Genomic DNA, 22,495 nt, shown 5'->3' on the forward strand with positions numbered 1-22,495 from the left:
AAAATTTATGTTTTGACGCTTGCCGAAAACGGCAGGCGTTTTATTTTTGCGAAAATCAGGAGGTATTGATGATGAAAACGGTATGGCAAACGGTACAGGCGGCACTCGCGGCGGCAGGCGGGTTTATCGGCTGGTTTTTAGGCGGCATGGACGGGTTTCTTTACGCGCTGATTGCCTTTGTGGTAATTGACTATCTGACCGGCGTAATGTGCGCGATTGCGGATAAGAAGCTATCCAGTAATGTGGGCTTCAAGGGCATTTTCCGCAAGGTGCTTATTTTCGTAATGGTGGGCGTCGGCCACATCATAGACAGCCAAGTCTTAGGCAACGGCAGCGCATTGCGGACGGCGATGATTTTCTTTTATCTCTCTAACGAGGGCCTTTCCATGCTGGAAAATGCGGGCCACTTGGGCCTGCCCATCCCGGAAAAGCTCAAAGAGGTACTGGCGCAATTGCATAACCGCGAGGACAAGGAGGACGGGAAATGAACGTCACCCTGAAAATGACCCGCGCGGAGAACATTGCGCGATATGGTTCTGAGCCGGTTGTTCTGGACATTGAGGAATACCTCTGCGGCGTGGTTCCTGCCGAGATATACGAATCCGCCCATATGGAGGCGCTAAAAGCACAGGCCGTGGCCGCTCGGACATTTGCGGCAAAGCGCGCGCTGGCCGGTACGGTGATGAACGACACGACCTCGTTTCAGGCGTACCGCTGCTCGCTTGCGGAGAAAAGCCCTCGGAGCAGGCAGGCGGTCATGGATACGGCGGGACAGGTACTTTGCTATGAGGAGGCCATGATTGACTGTTTCTATTCGTCCTCCAACGGCGGGCAAACCAAGCGCAGCGGCGACGTTTGGAGCCGCAATTATCCTTACTATGTAAATAAGGTTGACCCATGGGATGCCTCCGCCCGGCAAGAAAAGCCCACAAACCCTAGCCATGGCGTGGGTATGAGCCAAGTCGGAGCCATGTGGGCGGCCAAGAATGGCGTCCCATACAACAAAATTCTCGCGTTCTATTATGACGGCACCGTCCTCCTGTCGGCTTACGGCAAGGGCGGTGCTGTTGATTTTGGGGGCGCGACCGAACCCGAAGGAGGTACCCCTATGAATCTGCATACGCTGATTTTTGTAAATAACGCCTGCTATAAGGCGGGGCGAACAATTACGCCGAAGGGTGTAATGGTGCATTCGACGGGAGCCAATAACCCCAACCTCAAACGCTACGTCGGCCCGGACGACGGCTTGCTGGGACGCAACCAATATAATAATCATTGGAACCAAGACAAGCCGGGCGGGCGGCAGGTCTGCGTCCACGCCTTTATCGGCAAGCTGGCTGACGGTACGGTGGCGACATACCAAGTGCTCCCATGGAATCACCGGGGCTGGCATTGCGGCTCGGGTTCCAAAGGCTCCGGCAATGATACGCACATCTCCTTTGAGATTTGCGAGGACGGATTGGCCGACGCTTCCTATTTCAATAAGGTCTATACCGAGGCCGTGGAACTCTGCGTCTATCTCTGCAAAATGTACGGCCTTGACCCTATGAAGGACGGCGTGATTATCGGGCATTATGAAGGGCATAAGCGCGGTATTGCGTCCAACCACGCCGACCCCGGCCACTGGTTTCCGCACCATGGGAAAAGTATGGACACATTCCGTGCGGCGGTAAAAGCCAAACTGGCGGATTCCTCCACCGGTGATACTGGCGGCGGCGCGGCGGATACCTCCGTCCTCTACCGGGTACGCAAAAGCTGGGCGGACGCGGCCACGCAAAAGGGTGCGTTCAAGGTACTGGATAACGCGAAACGCTGCGCCGATCAGAACGCTGGATACTCCGTCTTTGATGAAAGCGGCAAGGTAGTCTATACCGGCAGCGCCGCCTATTCCACCTATACGGTGGCTAAAGGCGACACCCTATGGGGTATCGCGCAGAAGCGCCTCGGCAGTGGTACTCGGTACACGGAGATTAAGGCGCTCAATAGCCTAACCTCCGACACCATCTATGCCGGGCAGGTTTTGAAAATACCAAACTAAGCGCGGGCGGCCTTCCGGGGTCGCTCGTTTTGTTCCAAGGGAGGCTTGTATCATGACCGATATGGAAAAAGAGAAAATTCGCTATCTGCGTGGCGAGGGATTAGGATACAAGGCAATAGCCTCCCGGCTTGCCCTTTCAGAAAATACGGTAAAGAGCTTTTGTAGACGCAACGGCCTCTCCGGCGTGGCAGATAAGCGCATGGAGGGGCTATGCCGTCATTGCGGAAAACCGCTGGCGTCCTGGCAAAGAGGCAAACCGAAGAAGTTTTGCTCAGAAGGCTGCCGCCGCGCTTGGTGGAAATCTCACCCTTATTTGTCCGAGCAGCGTGCCTATTACCGGGCTGCCTGCGAGCAATGCGGCAAAGAGTTTGAGAGCTATGGAAACAAGAACCGGAAATATTGCAGTCATGCCTGCTATATCAAGGCCCGCTTCGGAAAGGAGGGCGGCTATGACGAGAGAACAATTTGAACGCGAAAAAAAGTATCAGGCCGCGCTCGCGGTCGCCAAGGCCATGCTGAAAAAAGGCGTCATAAATGACGAGGATTACCGGAAAATCGAGGAGGTTCTTTGTACGAAATTTTGTCCTTTTCTTGGGACTTTCAGGGGCTGAAAGCCTTGAAAGACAGCGGTGTCAAGGGTAAGCTGTGACACCAAGGAAGGAGGCTTTTATATGCAAAGAATCATTAAAAACATTACGCCGCTCGCCATCCGCGAGGCCGAATTACGGGCAAAACGCGTCGCCGCATATGCGCGGGTATCCAGCGGAAAAGACGCCATGCTTCACTCGCTATCCGCACAGATCAGCCATTACAGCGGTTTGATACAGAAAACCCCCGGCTGGGAATACGCGGGTGTGTATGCCGACGAGGCCATTTCCGGCACCAAGAATACCCGCTCAGAGTTTCAGCGGCTGCTCGACGATTGCCGGGCTGGTAAAATCGACATGATTATTACCAAGTCGGTTTCCCGCTTTGCCCGCAATACCCTGACTACCCTCCGAACCATACGGGAGCTCCGGGCGCTGAATGTGGACGTGTACTTTGAGGAACAGAACATACACACCCTTGGCGGGGATGGCGAATTATTACTAACCCTTCTTGCGGTATACGCGCAGGAGGAGGCCCGCTCGGTTAGTGAAAACCAGAAGTGGCGCATCAAATCCAATTATGAGCAGGGCTTGCCTTGGAGTATCACCATGTATGGCTATAAGCTCGTCAATGGGGTTCTTGAAATCGTACCGGAGGAGGCGGAGATACTTCGCCTTGCCGCAGATTTATACCTTGAAGGGAACGGCGGAATCAATCTCTCCCGCGCTTTATGTTGTGCGGGAGCTCGTGGTAAGCGCGGAGGCGAAATGCGCGAGAATGTTATCCGGGGCCTTCTTTTCAATGAGAAAGTGGCCGGGGACATGCTCTTACAGAAAAAGTATGTCAATGACCCCATCGAAAAGAAGCTGTGTATCAATCGCGGAGAAAAACCGCAGTATTTCGTAACCAACAGCCACGAGCCCATTATTGACCGCGAAACATATGAACGCATTCTCGCGGAGCGGGAGCGCCGGGCTGCCAAGTACCGGCCAGTGGAATCACGCGGGCCGCGCCAGACGTATCCGTTCACCGGAAAGATGGTCTGTGGGAAATGCGGGGCGCATTTTCGCCGGAAGATAGCCAACGCCGGAGGCAAGTACAGGCGGGCGGTTTGGATATGTACCACCTTCAATACCAAGGGCAAAGCCTACTGCCCGTCGCAGCAGATACCGGAAGATATTCTTTCTTCCATTGCCGCTCGGGTATTGGGCCTGACCGAATTTGACGAAGCGGTTTTCACCAAGATGGTCGTGGAAATCAGGGTGCCGGAAAATGGCACCCTGATTTTTATATTACGCGACGGCACCGAGATAACCGAAACATGGGAAAACAAATCGCGCCGGGATAGCTGGAGCCCGGAAATGAAGCAGCAGGCGCGCGAGCACGCCTTACGGCACAATCATCGGAAAGGGGGCGCGGAATAATGGCGAATACAGCGATAGCCCCTCGGGCCGTAACCCTCATACCGGCAAAAATTGAAAACCTGCCTTTCAACGTCATGAGCATGGCGGCCCGCAAACGGGTGGCGGCTTATGCGCGGGTATCCACCAATACCGAGGAACAGCTAACCAGCTACGAGGCGCAGGTAGATTATTATACCCGCTATATTCAGTCCAAGGACGAATGGGAATTTGTAAAGGTATACACCGACGAGGGCATTTCCGCGACGAGCACGAAAAAGCGCGACGGCTTCAACGACATGGTAAATGACGCGCTTGCCGGAAAAATCGACCTCATTATCACAAAATCGGTTTCGCGCTTCGCACGCAATACTGTGGATACCCTAACCACCGTGCGCAAGCTCAAAGAAAAGGGTGTCGAGGTGTATTTTGAAAAAGAAAACATTTACACCCTCGACAGCAAGGGCGAGCTCCTTATTACCATTATGAGCTCACTGGCGCAGGAAGAAAGCCGCTCCATTTCCGAGAATGTGACGTGGGGCCAGCGCAAACGCTTTGCGGACGGAAAAGTAAGCCTTCCGTATAAGCGGTTCCTGGGCTATAAAAAAGGCCCGGACGGCTTACCCGTTATTGTTGAGGAAGAAGCGGAGATAGTACGGCTCATTTATCGGCTTTTCCTTTATGGGAAATCGCCCTCCTTCATTGCCTCCATGCTTACAGACGAGGGCATTCTGACGCCGGGCGGCAAAGCCAACTGGCGGCCTAATGGGGTTATCAGTATCCTTACTAACGAGAAATACAAAGGTGATGCCATTTTGCAGAAGAAATTCACCGTGGATTTCCTCACCAAGAAGCAGAAGGTCAACGAGGGCGAGGTGCCGCAATACTACGTCGCCAACAGTCACCCGGCTATCATTGAGCCGGAGATATTCGACCTTGTGCAATACGAGCTAAAACAGCGTAAGGAATCGGGCCGGTGGACGAGCAGCGCCCACTGTTTCTCGGGGAAAATCTTCTGCGGGGAATGCGGCAGCCTATATGGCAGCAAGGTCTGGCACAGCAACAACCAATACCGCCGCATGGTATGGCAATGTAACGAAAAGCACCGGGGCGGCGAGAAATGCAGGGTCACGCATTTAACGGACGAGCAGATACAGGCGGCGTTCCTTGCGGCCTTCAATCGCCTGTTGGATAGTAAAGCGGAAATTCTGGCGGTCTATGACGAGATAATCCGCGTTTTGACAGACAACACAGCCCTTGACGCCGAGAGCGTCGAGCTTCAAGGCGAATGTGATGTGGTAATGGAATTGACGCGTAAATGCGTACAGGAGAACGCGCAGACCGCCCTCAACCAAGAGGAATACCAGCGGCGCTATACCGCATTGACAGAGCGTTACGCGGCGGCCCGCGTCCGGATGACCGAAATAAACGCTCTGCGTCTTGAACGTACCGCCAAACGAACAAACATCATGCGCTTTTTGAAAATGCTTGTGAAGCAGGGCGACCTCGTAACGGAGTTTGACGAGGAGCTTTGGTATATCACGGTGGAATCGGTGACGGTTTATGCCGACCAGCGCCTGTTACTCACATTCAGGGACGGCTCCGAGATTTCAATAGAACCGGATATATGGAAGGTCGCATAAAGTAAATATGGATAGAAGAAGCCCGCAGGTTCTACGATAGAGCCTGCGGGCTTTTTTATGCCTTAGTGCGTCCATATCTTCTTATCTGTAAACTGTTTGATAGGCACTTGTATGTCCATATGTCCTATGATAACACAGGTAAGGACGCGCTGTGTACGCGTTAATACAACAAAGAAAGAGGTCATCACCAATGAACAGAAAAAAGGGATTCACGCACATCTTTGAGAGAATAGCGGCAGAGCACAATACTACGGTGGAGGAAGTCCGCCGAGAAATGGAGGCCGCTATACGGGCAGGGTTCAATAATCCCGACCCCAAGGTGCAGGCACAATGGGCCAAGATACCTCGAAAGGGAGACATACCGACGCCGGATGAATTGATTACCTACGTCGTCCGGAAAGCGAAGCAAAATGACGCCGAAGCACTGCTCCGGCGTTATCTTTTATGGTGAGCATTATTGAAAAGAAGCGCCAGCCGAGAAATTGCCTCGGCTGGCGTTTTTTTCTGTTCAAATTTTTTACTATAGTCTCATGTTTGGGGTAAGCGAAATTTCATATTGACACCTTTCGATTTGGTGCATATAATGGTCATATCGAAGTTTTTAGATTTGAGGTGTTGGTATGGAAAAATATCTGGAATATACAAAAGTATTCAAGGCGCTGAGTGATCCCAAGAGGGCTATGATTGTGGATATGCTTTCCTGCGGAGAGCTTTGCGCCTGTATGATTTTAGAGAAGTTTGAAATGTCCCAGTCCACATTGTCTCATCACATGAAGCTCCTGTGTGAATGCGGATTGGTCAAGGGCAGAGAACAAGGCAAATGGACGTACTACTCTCTGGATGAGGATATTATCAGCAGGACAAAGCAGTTTTTCTGCGACATTACATCGGATAAGGAAAACTGCATCTGCAAAAAAGATACGGGGTGCTGCAAAGGATGTGATGAAAATGAGTAACGAGAAGTCCTGCTGCTGTTCAGGTGGTGGTTGCTGTGTCGTGGAATCCATCACGCCGTATAGCGAAAAGGATAAATGGGTAACGGGTGAAATCCATACTCCCCAGGGCGGCGTTCCTGTGGCTTCGACAAATCTTAACTTCAAAGATATTCTCGGTGCATGGAAAGTGCGCTGGGGCATAGGCCGGATGAATTACAAAATCAGTCCGGGGCTTTACGCCGTAGGCAATCCCGATCACACGTCCCCTGTGCTGGTCAGCGCGAACTACAAGCTGACATTTGACACCTTGCGAAAAGAGCTTTTAGGGCTGGATTGCTGGATTCTGATACTCGATACAAAGGGCATCAACGTCTGGTGCGCCGCCGGTAAAGGTACATTTGGAACCGATGAACTGGTGGAACGCATATTGAAAACAGGGCTGTCTGAAATTGTATCACATAGGACATTGATTTTACCGCAGTTGAGCGCACCCGGTGTGAGCGCCCATGAAGTGACCAAACAAACCGGTTTTTCTGTGGTCTACGGCCCTGTGAGAGCAAAGGATATAAATGCTTTCATTGCTTCCGGCTTTAAAGCCACAGAAGAAATGCGTACCGTAAAATTTACGGCATGGGATAGGTTGGTTCTCACCCCTGTGGAACTGGTGGCGGCTGCAAGGACTTCTCTAATGGTTTTCGGAGTGTTGTTTCTTATCAACCTGTTTGCGGCAAGACCTTTCGGGCTTGCAGATTTCATCGTATATGTGGGCGCTGTGGTAACGGGAACCGTTCTTACGCCTTTGCTCCTTCCCCTTATTCCCGGCAGGGCGTTCGCATGGAAGGGCTGGCTGCTGGGGCTGCTCTGGACGGCAGGGTTTGTTTGGCTAAACGGTTGGTTTGTTTCGGAATTTTTGCTTCTTGCCATAGGGTATCTGCTGGTGCTGCCGTCGTTGTCAGCGTACTTGGCAATGAATTTCACAGGTTCGTCAACATATACTTCGTTTTCCGGTGTTATCAAGGAAATGAAAGCGGCGGTGCCGCTTATTGCGCTTTCGTCTATTGTGGGAATTGTGCTGGTGCTCATAAAGAGCCTGTTGTCGTAAATGGAGGGTGTTATGAAACACAAGTATTTGAAAAATGTCACAACGCTTCGGCTATCGGCTGAAAAATGTATCGGCTGCGGAAAATGCGCGGAGGTTTGTCCCCATGGGGTGTTCAAGGTGGACGAAAGAAAAGCGCGGATAAAAGATAAAGACCTGTGTATGGAGTGCGGGGCTTGCACGATAAACTGTCCTGCAAACGCCATCACGGTTGACGCCGGAGTGGGATGCGCCGCCGCCGTGATTATGGGCTGGCTTACCGGAAGTGAACCGAGTTGTGATTGTTCAGGCGGCGGAGAGTGTTGTTAATAATGAAAGGTGTGGGTTTATGAGTAAAGAGAATACAGGTATCGGCTTTTTTGAAAAATATCTGACCCTTTGGGTTTTACTGTGCATGGCGGCGGGAATCCTGATCGGGAAATTCTTACCGGGCATTCCCGCGTTTTTACAGCGATTTGAGTACGCACAAACTTCTATTCCCATTGCGGTGTTGATTTGGATAATGATATACCCCATGATGCTTAAAGTAGATTTCCAGTCGATAAAAAATGTGCGCAGGCATCCGCAAGGGCTTCTTGTATCCAGCGGAACAAGCTGGCTGATTAAGCCCTTTTTGATGTTCGGCCTTGCGTCGTTTTTCTTCTATGTGGTATTCAAAGCCTTTATCCCCACAGAACTGGCAAGGGATTATGTGGCGGGTGCGGTTTTGCTGGGCGCGGCCCCCTGTACCGCAATGGTATTCGTATGGAGCCATCTGACAAAGGGCGACCCTGCCCATACGCTCGTTCAGGTATCCATTAACGACCTATTGATTATTTTCCTGTTCGCGCCGATAGTTTCTTTCCTGCTGGGTGTATCGAATATTCAAGTCCCTTGGGATGTGCTGCTTTTCTCCGTGGTCGTGTTTGTGGCAATCCCTCTGGCGGGGGGCGCGCTCACCCGCATGTGGATGATTCGGCACAAAGGAGCGGATTTCTTTAATAACCGCTTCATTCCCAAGTTTAACGGAGTGACAACCATAGGGCTGCTTTTAACGCTGGTTATCATTTTCTCATTTCAGGGGGACGCCATACTGAACAATCCCCTTCATGTGCTGATGATAGCCGTGCCGTTGGTGCTCCAAAATATTATTACGGCACTCTTTGCGTATCTGCTCTGCAAAAAGTTGAAACAGCCGCATAATATCGCGGCTCCCGCTGCGCTCATTGGCGCGTCGGACTTTTTCGAGCTATCGGTTGCCGTCGCCATTACGCTTTTCGGGGCAACCTCCCCGGTTGTGTTGGTTACAACGGTCGGCGTATTGACCGAGGTTCCCGTGATGCTCCTGCTGGTACGGTTTGTGAATAAGACCCGACATTGGTTCCCAAAGGAAGGAGAAGCAGCATGACAAAGGTTGCCTTTATTTGTGTGCATAACTCCTGCCGCAGTCAGATTGCGGAGGCTCTTGGCAAATACTTTGCCGGTGACGCCTTTGAAAGCTATTCGGCGGGAACCGAAACCAAGCCGCAGATCAATCAAGACGCTGTTCGCCTGATGAAGCAGCTTTACGGAATAGACATCGAAAAAACGCAGCGTCCAAAGCTGCTTTCTGAAATTCCCACGGTTGATATTGTTGTTACGATGGGCTGCAATGTCACCTGCCCATACCTTCCCTGCAAGCACAGGGAAGATTGGGGGCTTGACGACCCGACAGGGAAAAGTGACGAAGAATTTATAGCTGTCATACGCGAGATAGAAAGCAAGATAAAACAGCTTAAAGCCAGGATTGAAACCAATTCTTTATAATGAGGATTAAAGGCAGCAATAGAATATTCATAATAAGAATAACGCCAAATAGTTTAGCTTTTTGAGAGGCGAATATCTCGCTGAAAACCATAAAGGAGCGCCAGTGGAATAACGCCAAATTGTATTAAACTTTGTCCTTTTAGACAAAGGAAAGGCCTATCTTCCCCCAAAGGAAGGTAGGTCTTTTATCATTTTCCCCAATCCAATAAGATTACTTAACCTTTTACTCCGAGGGGGATTTTTCTGTTATACTTTTTCAACATATTTCGATTTTCCTTAGATTTATAATTTTATTTATTTATAGGGCTTGACATTCTGTTCTGTCATATATATAATTAGAATTATTCTAATTATAATTACTATTATGAAGGTATGGTAATTGCCATGACGAAAAACGCTGCGATAATTTTAGATATGATTCAGAATTCCGACAGTCACTTAACTGCCGAGCAGGTATATTTACAGCTAAAAAGCCGTAATTCCAAGCTTGTCTTAGCAACTGTTTATAACAATCTCAACTTGTTATATAAAGAAGGGCTGATTAACAAGGTTTCCATAGAAGGGTATCCGGACAGATTTGATAAGGCAACAAAGCATGACCATTTGGTCTGCAAATATTGCGGGAAGCTGTCTGATATCTGCCTGAATGATTTAACAGATCAATTGAAGGCTCAGCTGGATGTCCCTATTTTAGATTATGATTTAAAAGTACATTACATTTGTCCTGATTGTAAAGGGCAGCAGTCCGCCCCAGGGCATCAGCCGGAAACCAGATAGGTCACACAGCAGCGGGAAAGAGCTGCTTAGACAATATAATACCATAGGAGGATTATTTATGCATTCAATCACCAAATTAAACATCCAGTATGCCCATCGTTTCTTAAATTATGAGGGAGAAGCTCAGTACCTTCACGGCCATACCGGACTGCTTACTATCGAGGTCGAGGGCGACGTCGATGCCAGAACAGGATTTGTGTATCCGTGTAACAGTATCAAACGGATTGCCTGGGATTTTCTGAAGAACTTTGACCATGCACTGATTTTACAGGAAGAAGATCCTCTCCTGCCGGGAATTCTCAAGGCGTATGAGGAACAGGGCATTCGCAATGGCGCCGAAACAAACACAATGGTTGGTCTGCCTTTTGATAATGGTTTGGCCAAAGCTTATCCGGAATGCCGTTTAGTCGTTGTCAAGAAGGTTGCTACCTGTGAGAATTTAATTGAAGTCTTCTATAGCCTTTTAAAAGATAAGGTCAATATCAAAAAGATGACTTTTGCATCCGGCGACAACTGCGCCTCTGCTGAATTCTAATCTTGAATGATGAGCCGCTGCCCCAGTGGATGAATGTTTCACTGTGGCTGCGGCTTTTTCTTGCTTCCTTTATAGGGAAACAGGGTGAAAAAGCGGAGATATCTTACAGTCCAGGACCGTGAAATATCTCCGTGACATTAATCAAACGAAGCATTTTGTGTTTCCAGCTGCTCTTCTACCAGCTCCAAAATAAAATCCCCGAAATCCTCGGACAAAACTTCAGCAAGCTCATATTCTTCCCCATTATAAAATGTCATGATAACTCTTGGCTCTTTTTCTGAATTCGAGGAAGAGTAATCTAAATAGGCCATATTTCCATCTTCAAAATCATAGATGGGTATCCAATCATTCGGGAGATTATATTCTTCTCTGTCATTTATTGCATATGCGACTGAATTCCCCTCTAACATGTCCAAATCATCAGGATCAATTCCGAAAATTTCATTGCCGAAAAAAGACAGGTAACCATACTCTTCATAAAATTCTTTGCTCTGTTTTGAAAATTTCACATTAAGCAGTTGCTCCGCCTTTTCTACTTCTTTCTTCGTTTTACCGCCCTCTTCCGCGATAATATTTATGTTCTGTCTGCTCCGGCATGTTCCGGCAAATTCTTCTGCCCATGCATTAGTATTTACCGAAATCCTTCCCCGTCTCAGGCTGCTGCTTCTTAGGCTTCGGCAAATCCAGCTGCAAGGAAACATCCGGAATACTGTTTTTTTCCGTATCCAGCTGGAATTTCCCTACTTCCTCCCTCAGCAGAGCCGCCTGGGCTGACATTTCCTCGCTGGTCGCGGAATTTTCTTCCGCTGTGGCAGCATTGGTCTGAACAACGGAAGAGACATGGGACAGCCCCTGCTTAATCTGCCCGATGGCATTGGTCTGGTCAACAGATGCCTGCTCGATTTTAGTGAAGCTTTCCACCACCTTGATGGTGTTTTCTCTTACCTCCCGCAGGATCTGCGCCGTCTGCTCCGTTATTTTCGCACCCTTGGATACGGTAACGACGGAATTCTGGATCAGCTCTCCTGTCTGCTTGGCGGCTTCCGCAGATTTCGCGGCAAGGCTGCGCACCTCGTCAGCCACGACCGCAAAGCCCTTCCCTGCGCTTCCTGCGCGGGCGGCTTCAATGGCGGCATTAAGAGCCAGAATGTTAGTCTGGAAGGCAATATCCTCTATCACCTTTGTTATGCTGGCAATCTGACCCGCCGAGGAGTCAATATCTCTCATCGCCTCCGTAAGCTGGTTCATATGCTCATTTCCGGCCGCCACACCTGCGCCCGCCTCATCCACGTACCGGGCTGCTGTTTTTACATTATTCAGATTTTCCGTAGCCTGTTCAGCAATCTTCACAACGGAAGCATCTAATTCTTCGACTACGGAAGCCTGCTCCGTTGAACCTGACGCAAGAGCCTGCGCTCCGTCGGACACCTGGGAAGCCCCGGTGCTCACCTGCTCCGCCGCGGTATCGATATTGCGCAGAGTGCTGTTCAAGGAAGCGGAGATATCCTCAAAGGCTGAGCGGATCGACGCAAATTCACCGACATAGTCCTCCCTGAGGCTGATCCGCATGTCTCCCCTAGCCATATTTTCAAGGGTGTAAGTGATTTCCTGTATGTAAGCTATATAACGGCTCAGTTTCACAACGGTTCGATTGATCGCATCTGCCATCTGCCCGGTTTCGTCGCGGGAGCCGACCTGTGCGGAAACACTCAGGTCGCCTTCCGCAATCTGATTAGCCGTGCGAGTCAGCTTTTTGATTGGTGTGACAATCTGATTGGATACAACTAAAATCATAAGGAAGATACCCACAGCAGCAATCACAAAGACAATCTGCATGGTCGTGCGGACCGCCGTATAGTCCTTATAAAATTCCGTATCCGGCAAACCTGTGGCAACCATCCATCCCGTGGCTCCGATTGCCGCGGCATAGCCGTGGCTCTTGATCCCATGGGAGGTATATTCCAGGCTGCCCTCGGTTTTAGAAGTCATAGCCTGCCGGATGCTGTCCGACATATCTGTTTCCCTGACATTACGGTTAATATTTTCGGAAACCGGATGATAGATAATCTGCCCCGCTTCCGTTGTGAGGATGTAATATCCGTTCTCTCCCAAGGTGTAGCCTCTAATGGTCTCCGCAAGGGCTTCCAGTGAAAAATCCACTCCTGCTACTCCGATAATCTCCTGGGTTCCCGGTTTAAACACCGGAGCCGCTACGGTGACTACCTGCAGCTTTGTGGCTGTATCTTCGTAGGGTTCTGTCAGAATGGGCATTTTGGCCGCACTAAGCTGTTGGAACCACGGGCGCACCTGTACATCCCAATCACTTTCTGAAATATATCCATCTGCTTGTGCAATCTGGCTGGAATCAACATCAACAATCCAGACGGCCATAATAGAATCCGTGTTCAATTTACGTACATTATCAAGGCTGAGTCTTATGGGAAGATATTCCGGCGACTGATTGATTTTCATACCGGGGACAACTTCGTTGAACAGCGCCTCCAGCTCCACATTGGTGGCTAATGTCTTGACGATCTCAAAATGCTTGCCAAAATAAGCATCGATATCCTGAGCCGCTGCCTGCGATTTTGCAGTCAGTTCATTGGTTGTGAGATTGGCTACAGCGTTGCTGACAAGACTCATCAGAATAGCGCTGACAATTACATAGGAAATGACTACCGGACCTCCGACAAATATGAGAATCTTAGACAGGAGCGTCTTAAATCCTCTTACTGGCGGATTTGATGCCTGGCTATTAACCTTACTTTTTTTGAACATAGTTTCTTGTGTCCTCCTCTTGGGTACATTGATTAGTTTTTTATTAGTAGTATATCAGTCCTAGATTACTCTAGCATATAATACGACAAAATACAAGAAATAACGACATGGCGTTTTCATAAAATATTTAAGCGTTAGGATTTAAAAAATGACATAAGAAAAGCACCCCGAAGGATGCTTTCATGTAGCACAAAACTTAACACAAAAAAATAAAACCCTTGATAATTCAAGGGCTTTACAGTCGAGGCGACGGGATTCGAACCCACGGCCTCTGCGTCCCGAACGCAGCGCTCTACCAAACTGAGCCACGCCTCGATTCTTGTAACCTGAGGTGCCTTAAGTAAGCACCGCATTAGTTATTATCTATCAAAAGCGGCAAAAAGTCAACTACTAATTTCACTTTTTAATTGTTTTCCTTTAAAGAGTCTTCCACAAAATGGTTTCCCTTGATCAATATCCTTCAAAAAACTTATTGTTGGAAAGGGTGAAACCGTTTTTCTACGCTTTCTGCTGTTTCCGGTCTTGCAAAATAGTAACCCTGAATATAGTCACAGCCGATCTTCTCAAGGGTCTGTTTTTGCTTCTCTGTCTCCACTCCCTCGGATACCACCTCCAGCTCCAGATCGTGGGCCAACTCGATGATGCTTCGGATCACCCGGTTTTCCGTTCCCCTATTAAGCGCCTTTCCCAAAAACGATTTGTCTATCTTCAATACATCAATGGGAAGTACAGTCAGATAATTTAAGGAGGAATATCCTGTGCCGAAGTCATCCAGTGCTATGCTGATGCCAAGGGTTTTTAGCCTTTTCAGTATATCAATATTCTCCTCCGAGGAGTCCAGGAAGACGCTTTCGGTAATTTCCAGCTCCAATTGCTTCACCGGAAACCCGGTTCGGGCCAGAACCGTTTTCACCTGCTCATAGAAATTCCCGTCCCGCAGCTGGTGCACCGAGATATTGACAGAAAGCTTACCTATGTTATATCCCTGGTCGATCCAGCGCTTTCCCTGAATACATGCATTTCTTAATATCCAGCTGCCCAGGGGGATGATTAACCCCGTGTATTCGGCAACCGCTATGAATTCCAGCGGGGAGATCATTCCCAGCTCCCGGGAATACAGCCTGGCCAGGGCCTCCACGCCCCTGATGCTCTGATTCACCAGATCATACTGGGGCTGGTAATGAATGATGAAGCCGTCCTTGATTAACGCCTGCCTGATACATTCCTCCACCTTGGACTTTCTCATGATTTCCTCATGCATCAGTTCATCATAGATGCAGTACTGGTTTTTTCCGCTTTCCTTTGCCTTGTTCAGCGCCGTATCCGCACTGCGGAACACATCATTGGCGCTTTGCCCGGCTTCGAAGCCATAGACCACACCGATGCTTACGGAGACATAGACGGATTTCTGCATCAGCTCAAAGGGCTCCCCGAAGACACCCAGGATCTCCTGACATAGCACCTCCAGCGCCTCTCTGTCCTGACGGTCCCGGACCAGGATTAAGAACTCGTCCCCTCTGTTACAGCAATATGCTGCCCGAGGGAATAGGTGATGGATTGTCCGACACTTGCCAGCTGGTATCGCTCCTCCGAGCGCTGGTAGCTGGCAAGAAAGAATATCAAAGCAAAAAAAATGATAAGCATAATCACCAACTGCATCTCTGTATATCTGAAATATTTACGCTTCATAATGATACCTCAGTGTTAATCTTTATCCCAGGAGAGCCTAAGATCCGTTCCGCTCAGATTGGCGCCGCAGAAACAGACAAACTTATCATATATTACCGATTTTATGTCACTTTCCTCCATTATACTTGGGTCCGAAGCAAAAAGCAAGGCCTGTAATGGGTAAGTTATCCAACCCATACCGGTCTGTTGCTTTTTCTGATCTTATAATTCCTGCCATATAATTTTTACAGATTTGAGTTTGCAGACATCATTGTACCTCCTGAATTTTCAACTAGCAGTTAATTTACTTCGTCGTTAAGGGGAAGCCATCTTAATTCATCTGCCTTAATAGTTGAATTTTGATGGTCGTATCCTAACCTGTATAGAGGTTCACCATCTGCTGAATAAGCGATGCCATCAAGATCATTCCAGCGCAGAGTATTGGCCCAAGAAAAGATCATTACTTCTCCGATTTTAGCTTCTTTTCGCAGACGTTCATTAGCCCCCATCTCAATGTATGCAATATTTTCGTCCAAACATTGTATAGGGACTACTGTAATGCCGTGTCCATTACGGGCACCACTATACCAACCGACTAATTTTATCATATCGTCTGTTTTGTTGGCCCATGAACTGTCCCCAAGTTCCCAAAACGGAAAGGAGTATTGGGTAACTATTGTCCTATACTTATCCTCATTCTCGTATAAGTAAACATGATAAGGGAACATATCCACCTCATTTAACAAAATGGATTCTTCGTCTACCCATTGGCTGTTTTGAGCACAAAGGTATGAATCAAAGCTTTTCCCAGTAGCATAAGCATGTGCAAAATAAGTTACTAAGACGATTATTAAAGCAAGGCAAGCAGTTACAAGAGTTTTTCTTTTTCTTATACGTGTAGCGACTTTTGAATAACCTATTGTTTCTGCATCTTTTATTTTTGTCTTACTCTGTGGCAAATTATCTGTCTGCATATTTTTCTTAAAACTACGACATTCAGAGCATTCCAACAAATGCTCATTCACAGCGGTTTGACTGGCTGTGCTTGCAATATTATCCTGACAGAGCGGTAACAAGTCTCTGATAAGTTCGCAATCATATTTCATATCCAAAATCCTCCCGTAATTTAGTTTGTAGTAAAGCTTTACCTCGAAAAAAAACAACCTTTGTTGAACCCTCACTAATCCCCAACAAGAGGGAGATTTGCGAATAGGGCAAATCAGAATAGAACCTGTATAACATGACATCCCTTGTCCTATCATCAAAAGAGTTTATGATTGCTAAAGCATTTTGAATAAGTTCGGCGTTTTCCACTTTACTTTCCAAACTGGTTATAGTTTCATTTTCGTTTTCCACAGTAATATGTTCTCTTTTCTTTTTTCTAAGGTGCTGATAATATATGTTTTTAGCAATTTGACAGAGCCATGTCTTTATCTGACATCTACCTTGAAATTTAGCCATAGATATGAATGCTTGATAAAAGGTCTCCTGTGTCAATTCTTCTGCTAAAGTGAAATCATATCCACTTATTTTTAACAGAAATCTATATATATCTTTATTATAATCAGAATATAATTGTTCGAATTCTTGCAATCCCTTACCTCCTTTACCCGGTCTATAATATTAGTTACCCTTTTATAGAAAAGGTTACACAAAACTTGATTTATTAGTATAATAAAAAAGCAAAGTTGGATAATTAACGCGATTAGTAAACATCATAACATCTTTTTTTAAACATTACCATCCGCTAGCCGTCTAGAGCCACCTTTATTTCGCACAATAAATTGGTCTGGCCCATCATGATTAATACAACTTAAAGTTGCCCCATCATAGTTGTAAGGAAAATCATCATTAATAACCATTTCCATTTCTTCTTTCGTTGCTTTACGTTCTTGGCCGTTGCCATTCAAGGCATATGCAGAGACATCCATATAAATATCTTTCTCTAATCTTATGTCAGCAAATGATTTGAAGGCAGGGGAATACGGATGCCGGCAAATACCAATGCATTCTTACCGATGCCAGGAATCCCCGTATTCTGGACATCCTGCCGGACAGGACCCAGCTTAAGAGCCAAAAAAAACAGACCTGAGACGGGGCGGTTTAATGCCCTATCTAGGTCTGAATGCGAAGATGCTTTCGCATTTTTTTCTATTTCATTTTCTACTGTCGACGAGGATAAGCGGGGTTGCCCTTTGGATATTGAGGTTTACCCGGCGACACATATTCTATTAATATGCCGCAATGATTCCGCCTTCATTGGCATATAAAGAGCTTACTCCGGCTGTGTCCACGATAAACCAATCCCGGAAGGGAACTCTCTTCAATATCTCATCCTTAATATAAATTGCTCTCTCATAATTATTGCAGTGTGCAATGCCAAGGGTCCGTTCCTGGGGTCTTATCACATCCTCCTGGATGCTCTTCGCCATCAAGGCTAATGCCTTGGTGATGCCTCTGGCCTGATCCACCTTACAGATGGTTCCTTCCCGGGTCGCACCCATGACCGGCTTAATATTCAACGCGCTGCAGATGATGGCCTGAAGGTTGGAAAGTCTGCCGTTCTTGCGAAGGGTGTCCAGCGTCTCCAGTACGAACTTTGTATTCATGCTGTCGCGGAAGGCCCGAACCTTCTCCACCACATTGGCAAAGGACTGCTTCGCCTCAACGAGCTCCTTTATCTTCATTGCAATCAAAGTCTGACCCACAGAAGCGGAGCGGGAATCGATTATCTCCACCTTCTTATCCGGATGCTCCTCCAGATAAAGCTTCTTCGCCAGCTCTGCACTGTTATAGGAACCGCTTAGCTGAGCCGACAATGTAATTACATAGATATCCCCGTCATAATCAAAATGCTTCATATAATCCTCCGGAGAGGGGCATGCCGACTTAGGGCTGTTGGGGCTGTTGCTCACCATTTGCAGAAATTCCTTCTGCCGGAAGGTATCATCATCAACGATGGAAATATCATCTACAATCAAGGTAAGAGGTACCAGCTTGAAGTGCGGATCCTCCCGTAATTCCTTCGGTAAATCCGTGCAGCTGTCTCCGATGATTCTGTATGACATCGTATTCATCCTCCTGTTAAATAAAAATTCTTTCTATTATTTTTTCTATAAGAAGCCCGGTAAAATAACTTTACTGGTGCTATCTGCTCATCTTGTACTTCTGGACACTTCAACCAGTATGTACACCACATAATATGGTTTTCATTACTATATATTATCATACCAAATCATATTAACAGAATCAAGAGGCATACCATAATTTATTGAAATTTTATATTTATAGAAAAGACAGACCTGAGATGAAAGCATTCCTCCCATCTCAAGTCTGTCTCATATTTGCCTAATTTATTCTTCTATTTATTTCGCAAGAAACATCATAATATCATTGCTTCTCTGGATGAATCTGGTCATTGCCTCCGGCTCCAGGGGCTTGTGGCTCAACAGGGCCAGATCATACAACTGCTCACAGATCATCGGTGTCTGTTCCGCCCCTTCATTGGTCAGAATGAACTGAACCAGCTTATTGTTGGCATTCAGCACCAGGGTCTCTCCGCCGCCCAGATTACCCATGTCCATTCCCGACATATTGTACATACGCATCATATCCTGCATTCTGCGGCTTTCCTCGGACAGGGTCATGATGGAGGATACCTTCTCGTTCTTGAACTTATCCACCTTGACCTCCAGCTTATCCTTGCCGAGAACCTTACGGAACAGGCTGGTCATAGCATCGGTATTCTTCTTCAGGATCTTCTGGTCCTTTTTCTTAAGGGTATCCTTGAAGCCTTCGCTGATATCCGCGTCGATACGCTGGAAGCGAATGGTCTGATCCTGATATTCCAGCTGGGTAATGAAGGGCTGGTCAATATTATGGGTTAGGATGAAGGCATCGCTGCCTGCTTCCTTGAACATATTGATATACTGGCTCTGCTGCTTGACATCGGTCACGTAGTAGACGGTGATCTTCTTATCCTCATCCACAACCTCCTCGTCGTCATCCTGTGCATGGTCGTGCCCGCAGTCACAGTTCTCATCGTGTGCATGATCCTGTCCGCAATCACAGTTCTCATCGTGTACATGATCCTGTCCGCTGCCGCTTTCATCCTGCGCGTGGTCATGCCCGCAGCCGCAGTTCTCATCATGTTCGTGACTATGTCCGTCATGCTCCGCACTGCCTTCGCTCTGCTCCTTCTGACCTTCACCGCTCTTCTCTTCAGCGGAGGTTTCCGTACCCTTTTTAGCAGCGACATATTCCGCAAGGGTAACATACTTGTCCTCAAGGTTCTTAAAGATAATAACATCCTTTACCTTCTCACGGAATTTATCATCCTTCAGGAAGCCGAACTTGATGAAGGGACTGATATCCTCCCAGTATTTCTCGTAATTCTCTCTCTCCACCTTATACATACCGGCCAGCTTATCCGCCACCTTCTTGGAGATGTATTCGGAGATCTTCTTCACGAAGCCGTCATTCTGCAGCGCGCTTCTGGATACGTTCAGCGGAAGATCGGGGCAGTCGATGACGCCCTTGAGCAGCATCAGAAATTCCGGAATTACTTCCTTGATATTATCCGCAATAAATACCTGGTTGCTGTATAATTTGATGAGTCCCTCCAGGGAATCATATTCCGTATTAATCTTGGGGAAATACAGAATTCCCTTCAGGTTAAAAGGATAGTCCATGTTCAGGTGTATCCAGAACAGCGGCTCCTTATAATCATGGAATACCTCACGGTAGAACTTCTTGTATTCCTCCTCGGTACAGTCATTGGGATGCTTTGTCCACAGGGGATTGACCTCGTTAATAGGCTCCGGCTTATTTTCCTTCGCCCCGTCCTTGGCCTCCTCCACCGTGCCATCCTCATTCACGGAAGCATCTACAACCTCTTCCTTCTTCTCCTCAACCTTGGCATTGGCGTTCACCAGGTAGATTTCCACCGGCATGAAGGAGCAGTATTTCTTAAGAACCTCCCGAACGCGGTATTCATTGGAGAATTCGTAGCTAGTGTCACTCAGGTACAGGGTGATATCCGTACCGCGCTCCGCCTTGGTGCTGCTGCTCATCTCATACTCCGTACCGCCGTCGGACTCCCAATGCACGGGCTCAGCCTCCGGCTGCCAGGAGAGGGTTTCAATGGTTACTCTGGAGGCCACCATAAAGGCGGAATAAAAGCCCAGGCCAAAATGTCCGATGATTTGCTCCTCATTGGTCTTATCCTTATATTTCTCAAGGAACTTCTGCGCACCGGAAAAGGCGATCTGATTGATAAATTCTCTGACCTCCTCCGCTGTCATACCGATGCCGTTGTCGGAAAAACGGATCGTCTTCTCCTCCGGATTCACGGTTACCGTGATCTGGTAGTGGTTATCCTCCGGCAGATCAGCCTCTCCCATAACCTCCAGCTTCTTCAGCTTTGTAATGGCATCACAGCCGTTGGATATTAATTCTCTGACAAATATGTCGTGGTCGGAATATAACCACTTCTTAATGATGGGAAACAGATTCTCTGAATGAATCGATAGATTGCCGCGCTCTGTGCTCATGAAAACAACTCCTTTACATCGTTTACTCTTGTATTATGCTGATTTCAGCTTATTCTTCCCTCCGTCTGCCGCATGACTGCAAACGGTATCTTCAAATGATATAATAATACGGGTTAAAAAAAATGTCAAGACAAAATTAGCACTCTTTAAGTAAGAGTGCTAACAATTTATAATTCTTCAAAAGGGATTGCCTGCTCCTTCAGTATCTCCCGCACCCTCCTGTCCCATTCCTGCTCCAGGGTTTTATCCAGGGTGAAGGTCTTAATGGCGGTTCCGGTAATGATATGAAGCGCGTTTTTCTCAAACCGGATATTTAAGTACAGGCCTCCCAGCTCTTCCGCGCGGATTCTCCCTCCCAGGTTCTGCAGCAGCTCCTCGCTCTGCTTCCGTGGCAGCTGAAATACTATTTTTAAGGAGAGGGGCGTCTTATTGCCTTTAATCATGGAAAACACAACCGTTCTCACATCACTCCAAAGAATATTCCGTCCATGCTCTCCTCTCTCTTCCAGCTCCTCCTTCGAAAGGAAGGCTTCGTTCAACTGTCCGTCAATGGTAAAATTGGTTAAGGTAGACAGCTCCATCTCCCGAAGTATGAAATGGTCAAAGGCGGTCTGAGCAAGAAGCTTGGCCATAAACGGCTTAACCTCCGTAATCATCAGCGAAATCATATTGTTCTCTCCTTAGGGTATCTATTTGTAAAATTTGTAAATTCTTAAATGTTTTCCTGGTATAGTTCCTCTTCAAACGACGAACACTAAGATTAGATCATCCATCAAAATAAACAGGAGGACTGCAATCATGTATTATGAATCTGCCAAAAAAACATATTACCGTTTTCCATCCCTTAACAGTGTACAGAATTTTGACCGGCGCTACTATTATCCGGATCAGCCCTATGCTTCCGGCGAGAGTTTGCACTTTACGTCCCTGTACGGCGATGATTATTCTCCAAAAGGCGAATATACTCAGGAGGGATATGAGGATCCTACAGATATATATTGAGCAATGCCAGCAGAAGAAGATGAACGGGGTAAAAGATATAAAATACATATTTTATACTTTTGCCCCTCTGTCCGTTATAAAAGAAAATGGGCACTATGGCAAGAACCGCAACCACCTGGATTCCGCCGATCAAAAAAGCGGATACCAGCAGCAGGGTAAGGGTGCACATAAGCCTGCTTCCCCGGAAGAGATAAAACGCCACGATCAATAAGATTCCCGCAAAATTATAGTCCGTTCTCAGAACAATGGCAGCGAGGCTGATACCAAGGGTAATCACCGCATTCCACACATTAATTGCAAATAAATTCTTCTGGTATCTCTTCTCCGCCTCCTTCATCAAAACGAGGCAGAGCAGCCCCAGAAACAGGGTGAAAAAGATATTCTGATGACTGAATTCCAGCGTCTTGCCATAAAAGGCAAGGTCAAAGGGTATCTCAGAGATCAGGGCAAAGGCTCCCATCCGAAGCATGTATTTTTGAACATCCCTGGTGTGATAAAAGCCCTCCACCAGCAAAAACACAAAGATCGGAAATGACAGGCGGCCAATACAGCGCATCACAAGCCAGAGCATCGTATCACCGGGAATTAACACAGCCGCCGTATGATCAATCAGCATGGTAATAATAGCAATCAATTTCAGGTAAAATGAATTCATACATCCCATCCTTTCAGTCACAGGTATTCTATCAGGAAAT

The 22,495-nt window shown here is 47.5% G+C and carries 27 protein-coding genes and 1 tRNA gene; 15 read left to right on the forward strand and 13 right to left on the reverse strand.

The features are described 5' to 3' along the window. Positions 1–71 precede the first annotated feature (71 nt). The 14 genes from HNQ56_RS08085 to HNQ56_RS08150 all read left to right on the forward strand — a co-directional run bounded on the left by HNQ56_RS08085 (position 72) and on the right by HNQ56_RS08150 (position 10,800). Positions 72–488, forward strand: coding sequence for a phage holin family protein (locus HNQ56_RS08085; protein WP_429144993.1), 417 nt, complete (start codon positions 72–74; stop codon positions 486–488). After that, entirely contained in the window at positions 485–2,038 is a 1,554-nt protein-coding gene (locus tag HNQ56_RS08090) for a SpoIID/LytB domain-containing protein (protein ID WP_429144496.1), read from the forward strand. Before HNQ56_RS08085 ends, HNQ56_RS08090 begins: the two co-directional genes overlap by 4 nt. 52 nt (positions 2,039–2,090) lie before the next feature. Continuing rightward, positions 2,091–2,507 (forward strand): RNA polymerase subunit sigma-70, encoded by a 417-nt coding sequence (locus HNQ56_RS08095; protein WP_429144497.1) that lies wholly within the window; start codon positions 2,091–2,093, stop codon positions 2,505–2,507. Beyond that, positions 2,488–2,649 carry an SHOCT domain-containing protein gene (locus HNQ56_RS08100; protein ID WP_429144499.1) on the forward strand — a complete coding sequence of 54 codons (162 nt, stop codon included), beginning with the start codon at positions 2,488–2,490 and terminating at the stop codon, positions 2,647–2,649. Before HNQ56_RS08095 ends, HNQ56_RS08100 begins: the two co-directional genes overlap by 20 nt. Before the next feature lie 60 nt (positions 2,650–2,709). Next, positions 2,710–4,050 carry a recombinase family protein gene (locus HNQ56_RS08105; protein WP_429144500.1) on the forward strand — a complete coding sequence of 447 codons (1,341 nt, stop codon included), beginning with the start codon at positions 2,710–2,712 and terminating at the stop codon, positions 4,048–4,050. Next, on the forward strand, positions 4,050–5,669 hold the full coding sequence (locus HNQ56_RS08110; protein WP_429144502.1) for a recombinase family protein: 1,620 nt from the start codon (positions 4,050–4,052) through the stop codon (positions 5,667–5,669). The genes HNQ56_RS08105 and HNQ56_RS08110 overlap by 1 nt, the downstream gene beginning before the upstream one ends. Positions 5,670–5,859: 190 nt before the next feature. Beyond that, the gene (locus HNQ56_RS08115) at positions 5,860–6,120 is read left to right on the forward strand and encodes a sporulation initiation factor Spo0A C-terminal domain-containing protein (RefSeq protein ID WP_429144504.1); all 261 of its coding nucleotides are present in this window, start codon (positions 5,860–5,862) and stop codon (positions 6,118–6,120) included. A gap of 169 nt (positions 6,121–6,289) precedes the next feature. Beyond that, a complete protein-coding gene (locus HNQ56_RS08120; protein WP_429144506.1) occupies positions 6,290–6,625 on the forward strand; it encodes an ArsR/SmtB family transcription factor in 336 nt (111 codons plus the stop codon). Beyond that, entirely contained in the window at positions 6,618–7,706 is a 1,089-nt protein-coding gene (gene hgcA / locus HNQ56_RS08125) for a mercury methylation corrinoid protein HgcA (RefSeq protein ID WP_429144507.1), read from the forward strand. Before HNQ56_RS08120 ends, hgcA begins: the two co-directional genes overlap by 8 nt. A gap of 12 nt (positions 7,707–7,718) precedes the next feature. Then, a complete protein-coding gene (gene hgcB, locus HNQ56_RS08130; protein WP_429144509.1) occupies positions 7,719–8,012 on the forward strand; it encodes a mercury methylation ferredoxin HgcB in 294 nt (97 codons plus the stop codon). Between the two features lie 19 nt (positions 8,013–8,031). Further along, on the forward strand, positions 8,032–9,090 hold the full coding sequence (gene arsB, locus HNQ56_RS08135; protein WP_429144510.1) for an ACR3 family arsenite efflux transporter: 1,059 nt from the start codon (positions 8,032–8,034) through the stop codon (positions 9,088–9,090). Further along, positions 9,087–9,488, forward strand: a complete 402-nt coding sequence (locus HNQ56_RS08140; RefSeq protein WP_429144512.1) for an arsenate reductase ArsC — start codon at positions 9,087–9,089, stop codon at positions 9,486–9,488. Before arsB ends, HNQ56_RS08140 begins: the two co-directional genes overlap by 4 nt. Before the next feature lie 384 nt (positions 9,489–9,872). Continuing rightward, positions 9,873–10,265: a Fur family transcriptional regulator gene (locus tag HNQ56_RS08145; protein WP_429144514.1), complete on the forward strand. Its 393-nt coding sequence runs from the start codon at positions 9,873–9,875 to the stop codon at positions 10,263–10,265. 58 nt (positions 10,266–10,323) lie between these two features. Next, positions 10,324–10,800 carry a 6-pyruvoyl trahydropterin synthase family protein gene (locus HNQ56_RS08150; RefSeq protein ID WP_429144516.1) on the forward strand — a complete coding sequence of 159 codons (477 nt, stop codon included), beginning with the start codon at positions 10,324–10,326 and terminating at the stop codon, positions 10,798–10,800. 137 nt (positions 10,801–10,937) lie between these two features. Here the strand turns inward: HNQ56_RS08150 and HNQ56_RS08155 are convergent, their stop codons facing one another. From HNQ56_RS08155 to HNQ56_RS08210, 12 genes are all read right to left on the reverse strand, one after another. Then, positions 10,938–11,501, reverse strand: a complete 564-nt coding sequence (locus tag HNQ56_RS08155) for an SMI1/KNR4 family protein (protein WP_429144518.1) — start codon at positions 11,499–11,501, stop codon at positions 10,938–10,940. After that, entirely contained in the window at positions 11,425–13,578 is a 2,154-nt protein-coding gene (locus HNQ56_RS08160) for a methyl-accepting chemotaxis protein (protein ID WP_429144519.1), read from the reverse strand. The genes HNQ56_RS08155 and HNQ56_RS08160 overlap by 77 nt, the downstream gene beginning before the upstream one ends. Before the next feature lie 241 nt (positions 13,579–13,819). Beyond that, positions 13,820–13,893, reverse strand: a tRNA-Pro gene (locus tag HNQ56_RS08165). 154 nt (positions 13,894–14,047) lie between these two features. Beyond that, positions 14,048–15,040: a putative bifunctional diguanylate cyclase/phosphodiesterase gene (locus tag HNQ56_RS08170; RefSeq protein WP_429144521.1), complete on the reverse strand. Its 993-nt coding sequence runs from the start codon at positions 15,038–15,040 to the stop codon at positions 14,048–14,050. A 38-nt stretch (positions 15,041–15,078) separates the two neighbouring features. Next, positions 15,079–15,267, reverse strand: a complete 189-nt coding sequence (locus tag HNQ56_RS08175) for a hypothetical protein (RefSeq protein ID WP_429144523.1) — start codon at positions 15,265–15,267, stop codon at positions 15,079–15,081. 278 nt (positions 15,268–15,545) lie between these two features. Further along, a complete protein-coding gene (locus HNQ56_RS08180) occupies positions 15,546–16,352 on the reverse strand; it encodes a zf-HC2 domain-containing protein (RefSeq protein WP_429144525.1) in 807 nt (268 codons plus the stop codon). Next, positions 16,342–16,839, reverse strand: coding sequence for an RNA polymerase sigma factor (locus HNQ56_RS08185; protein WP_429144527.1), 498 nt, complete (start codon positions 16,837–16,839; stop codon positions 16,342–16,344). Before HNQ56_RS08185 ends, HNQ56_RS08180 begins: the two co-directional genes overlap by 11 nt. 137 nt (positions 16,840–16,976) lie before the next feature. Beyond that, a complete protein-coding gene (locus tag HNQ56_RS08190) occupies positions 16,977–17,177 on the reverse strand; it encodes a hypothetical protein (RefSeq protein ID WP_429144529.1) in 201 nt (66 codons plus the stop codon). A 20-nt stretch (positions 17,178–17,197) separates the two neighbouring features. Then, positions 17,198–17,323, reverse strand: coding sequence for a hypothetical protein (locus HNQ56_RS08195; protein WP_429144531.1), 126 nt, complete (start codon positions 17,321–17,323; stop codon positions 17,198–17,200). Positions 17,324–17,477: 154 nt separating this feature from the next. After that, on the reverse strand, positions 17,478–18,314 hold the full coding sequence (locus HNQ56_RS08200) for a DegV family protein (RefSeq protein WP_429144532.1): 837 nt from the start codon (positions 18,312–18,314) through the stop codon (positions 17,478–17,480). 297 nt (positions 18,315–18,611) lie between these two features. Next, positions 18,612–20,798, reverse strand: a complete 2,187-nt coding sequence (gene htpG / locus HNQ56_RS08205; RefSeq protein WP_429144534.1) for a molecular chaperone HtpG — start codon at positions 20,796–20,798, stop codon at positions 18,612–18,614. Positions 20,799–20,965: 167 nt separating this feature from the next. Further along, positions 20,966–21,466 carry a DUF5721 family protein gene (locus HNQ56_RS08210; RefSeq protein WP_429144536.1) on the reverse strand — a complete coding sequence of 167 codons (501 nt, stop codon included), beginning with the start codon at positions 21,464–21,466 and terminating at the stop codon, positions 20,966–20,968. A gap of 130 nt (positions 21,467–21,596) precedes the next feature. Here HNQ56_RS08210 and HNQ56_RS08215 point away from each other — a divergent pair, with 130 nt between their 5' ends. Beyond that, a complete protein-coding gene (locus tag HNQ56_RS08215; protein ID WP_429144538.1) occupies positions 21,597–21,800 on the forward strand; it encodes a hypothetical protein in 204 nt (67 codons plus the stop codon). Here the strand turns inward: HNQ56_RS08215 and HNQ56_RS08220 are convergent. After that, the gene (locus HNQ56_RS08220) at positions 21,784–22,455 is read right to left on the reverse strand and encodes a TraX family protein (RefSeq protein ID WP_429144540.1); all 672 of its coding nucleotides are present in this window, start codon (positions 22,453–22,455) and stop codon (positions 21,784–21,786) included. The genes HNQ56_RS08215 and HNQ56_RS08220 overlap by 17 nt on opposite strands. Between the last annotated feature and the right edge of the window lie 40 nt (positions 22,456–22,495).

The sequence above is a fragment of the Anaerotaenia torta genome (assembly GCF_050433395.1).
Classification (GTDB): domain Bacteria; phylum Bacillota; class Clostridia; order Lachnospirales; family Lachnospiraceae; genus Mobilitalea; species Mobilitalea torta.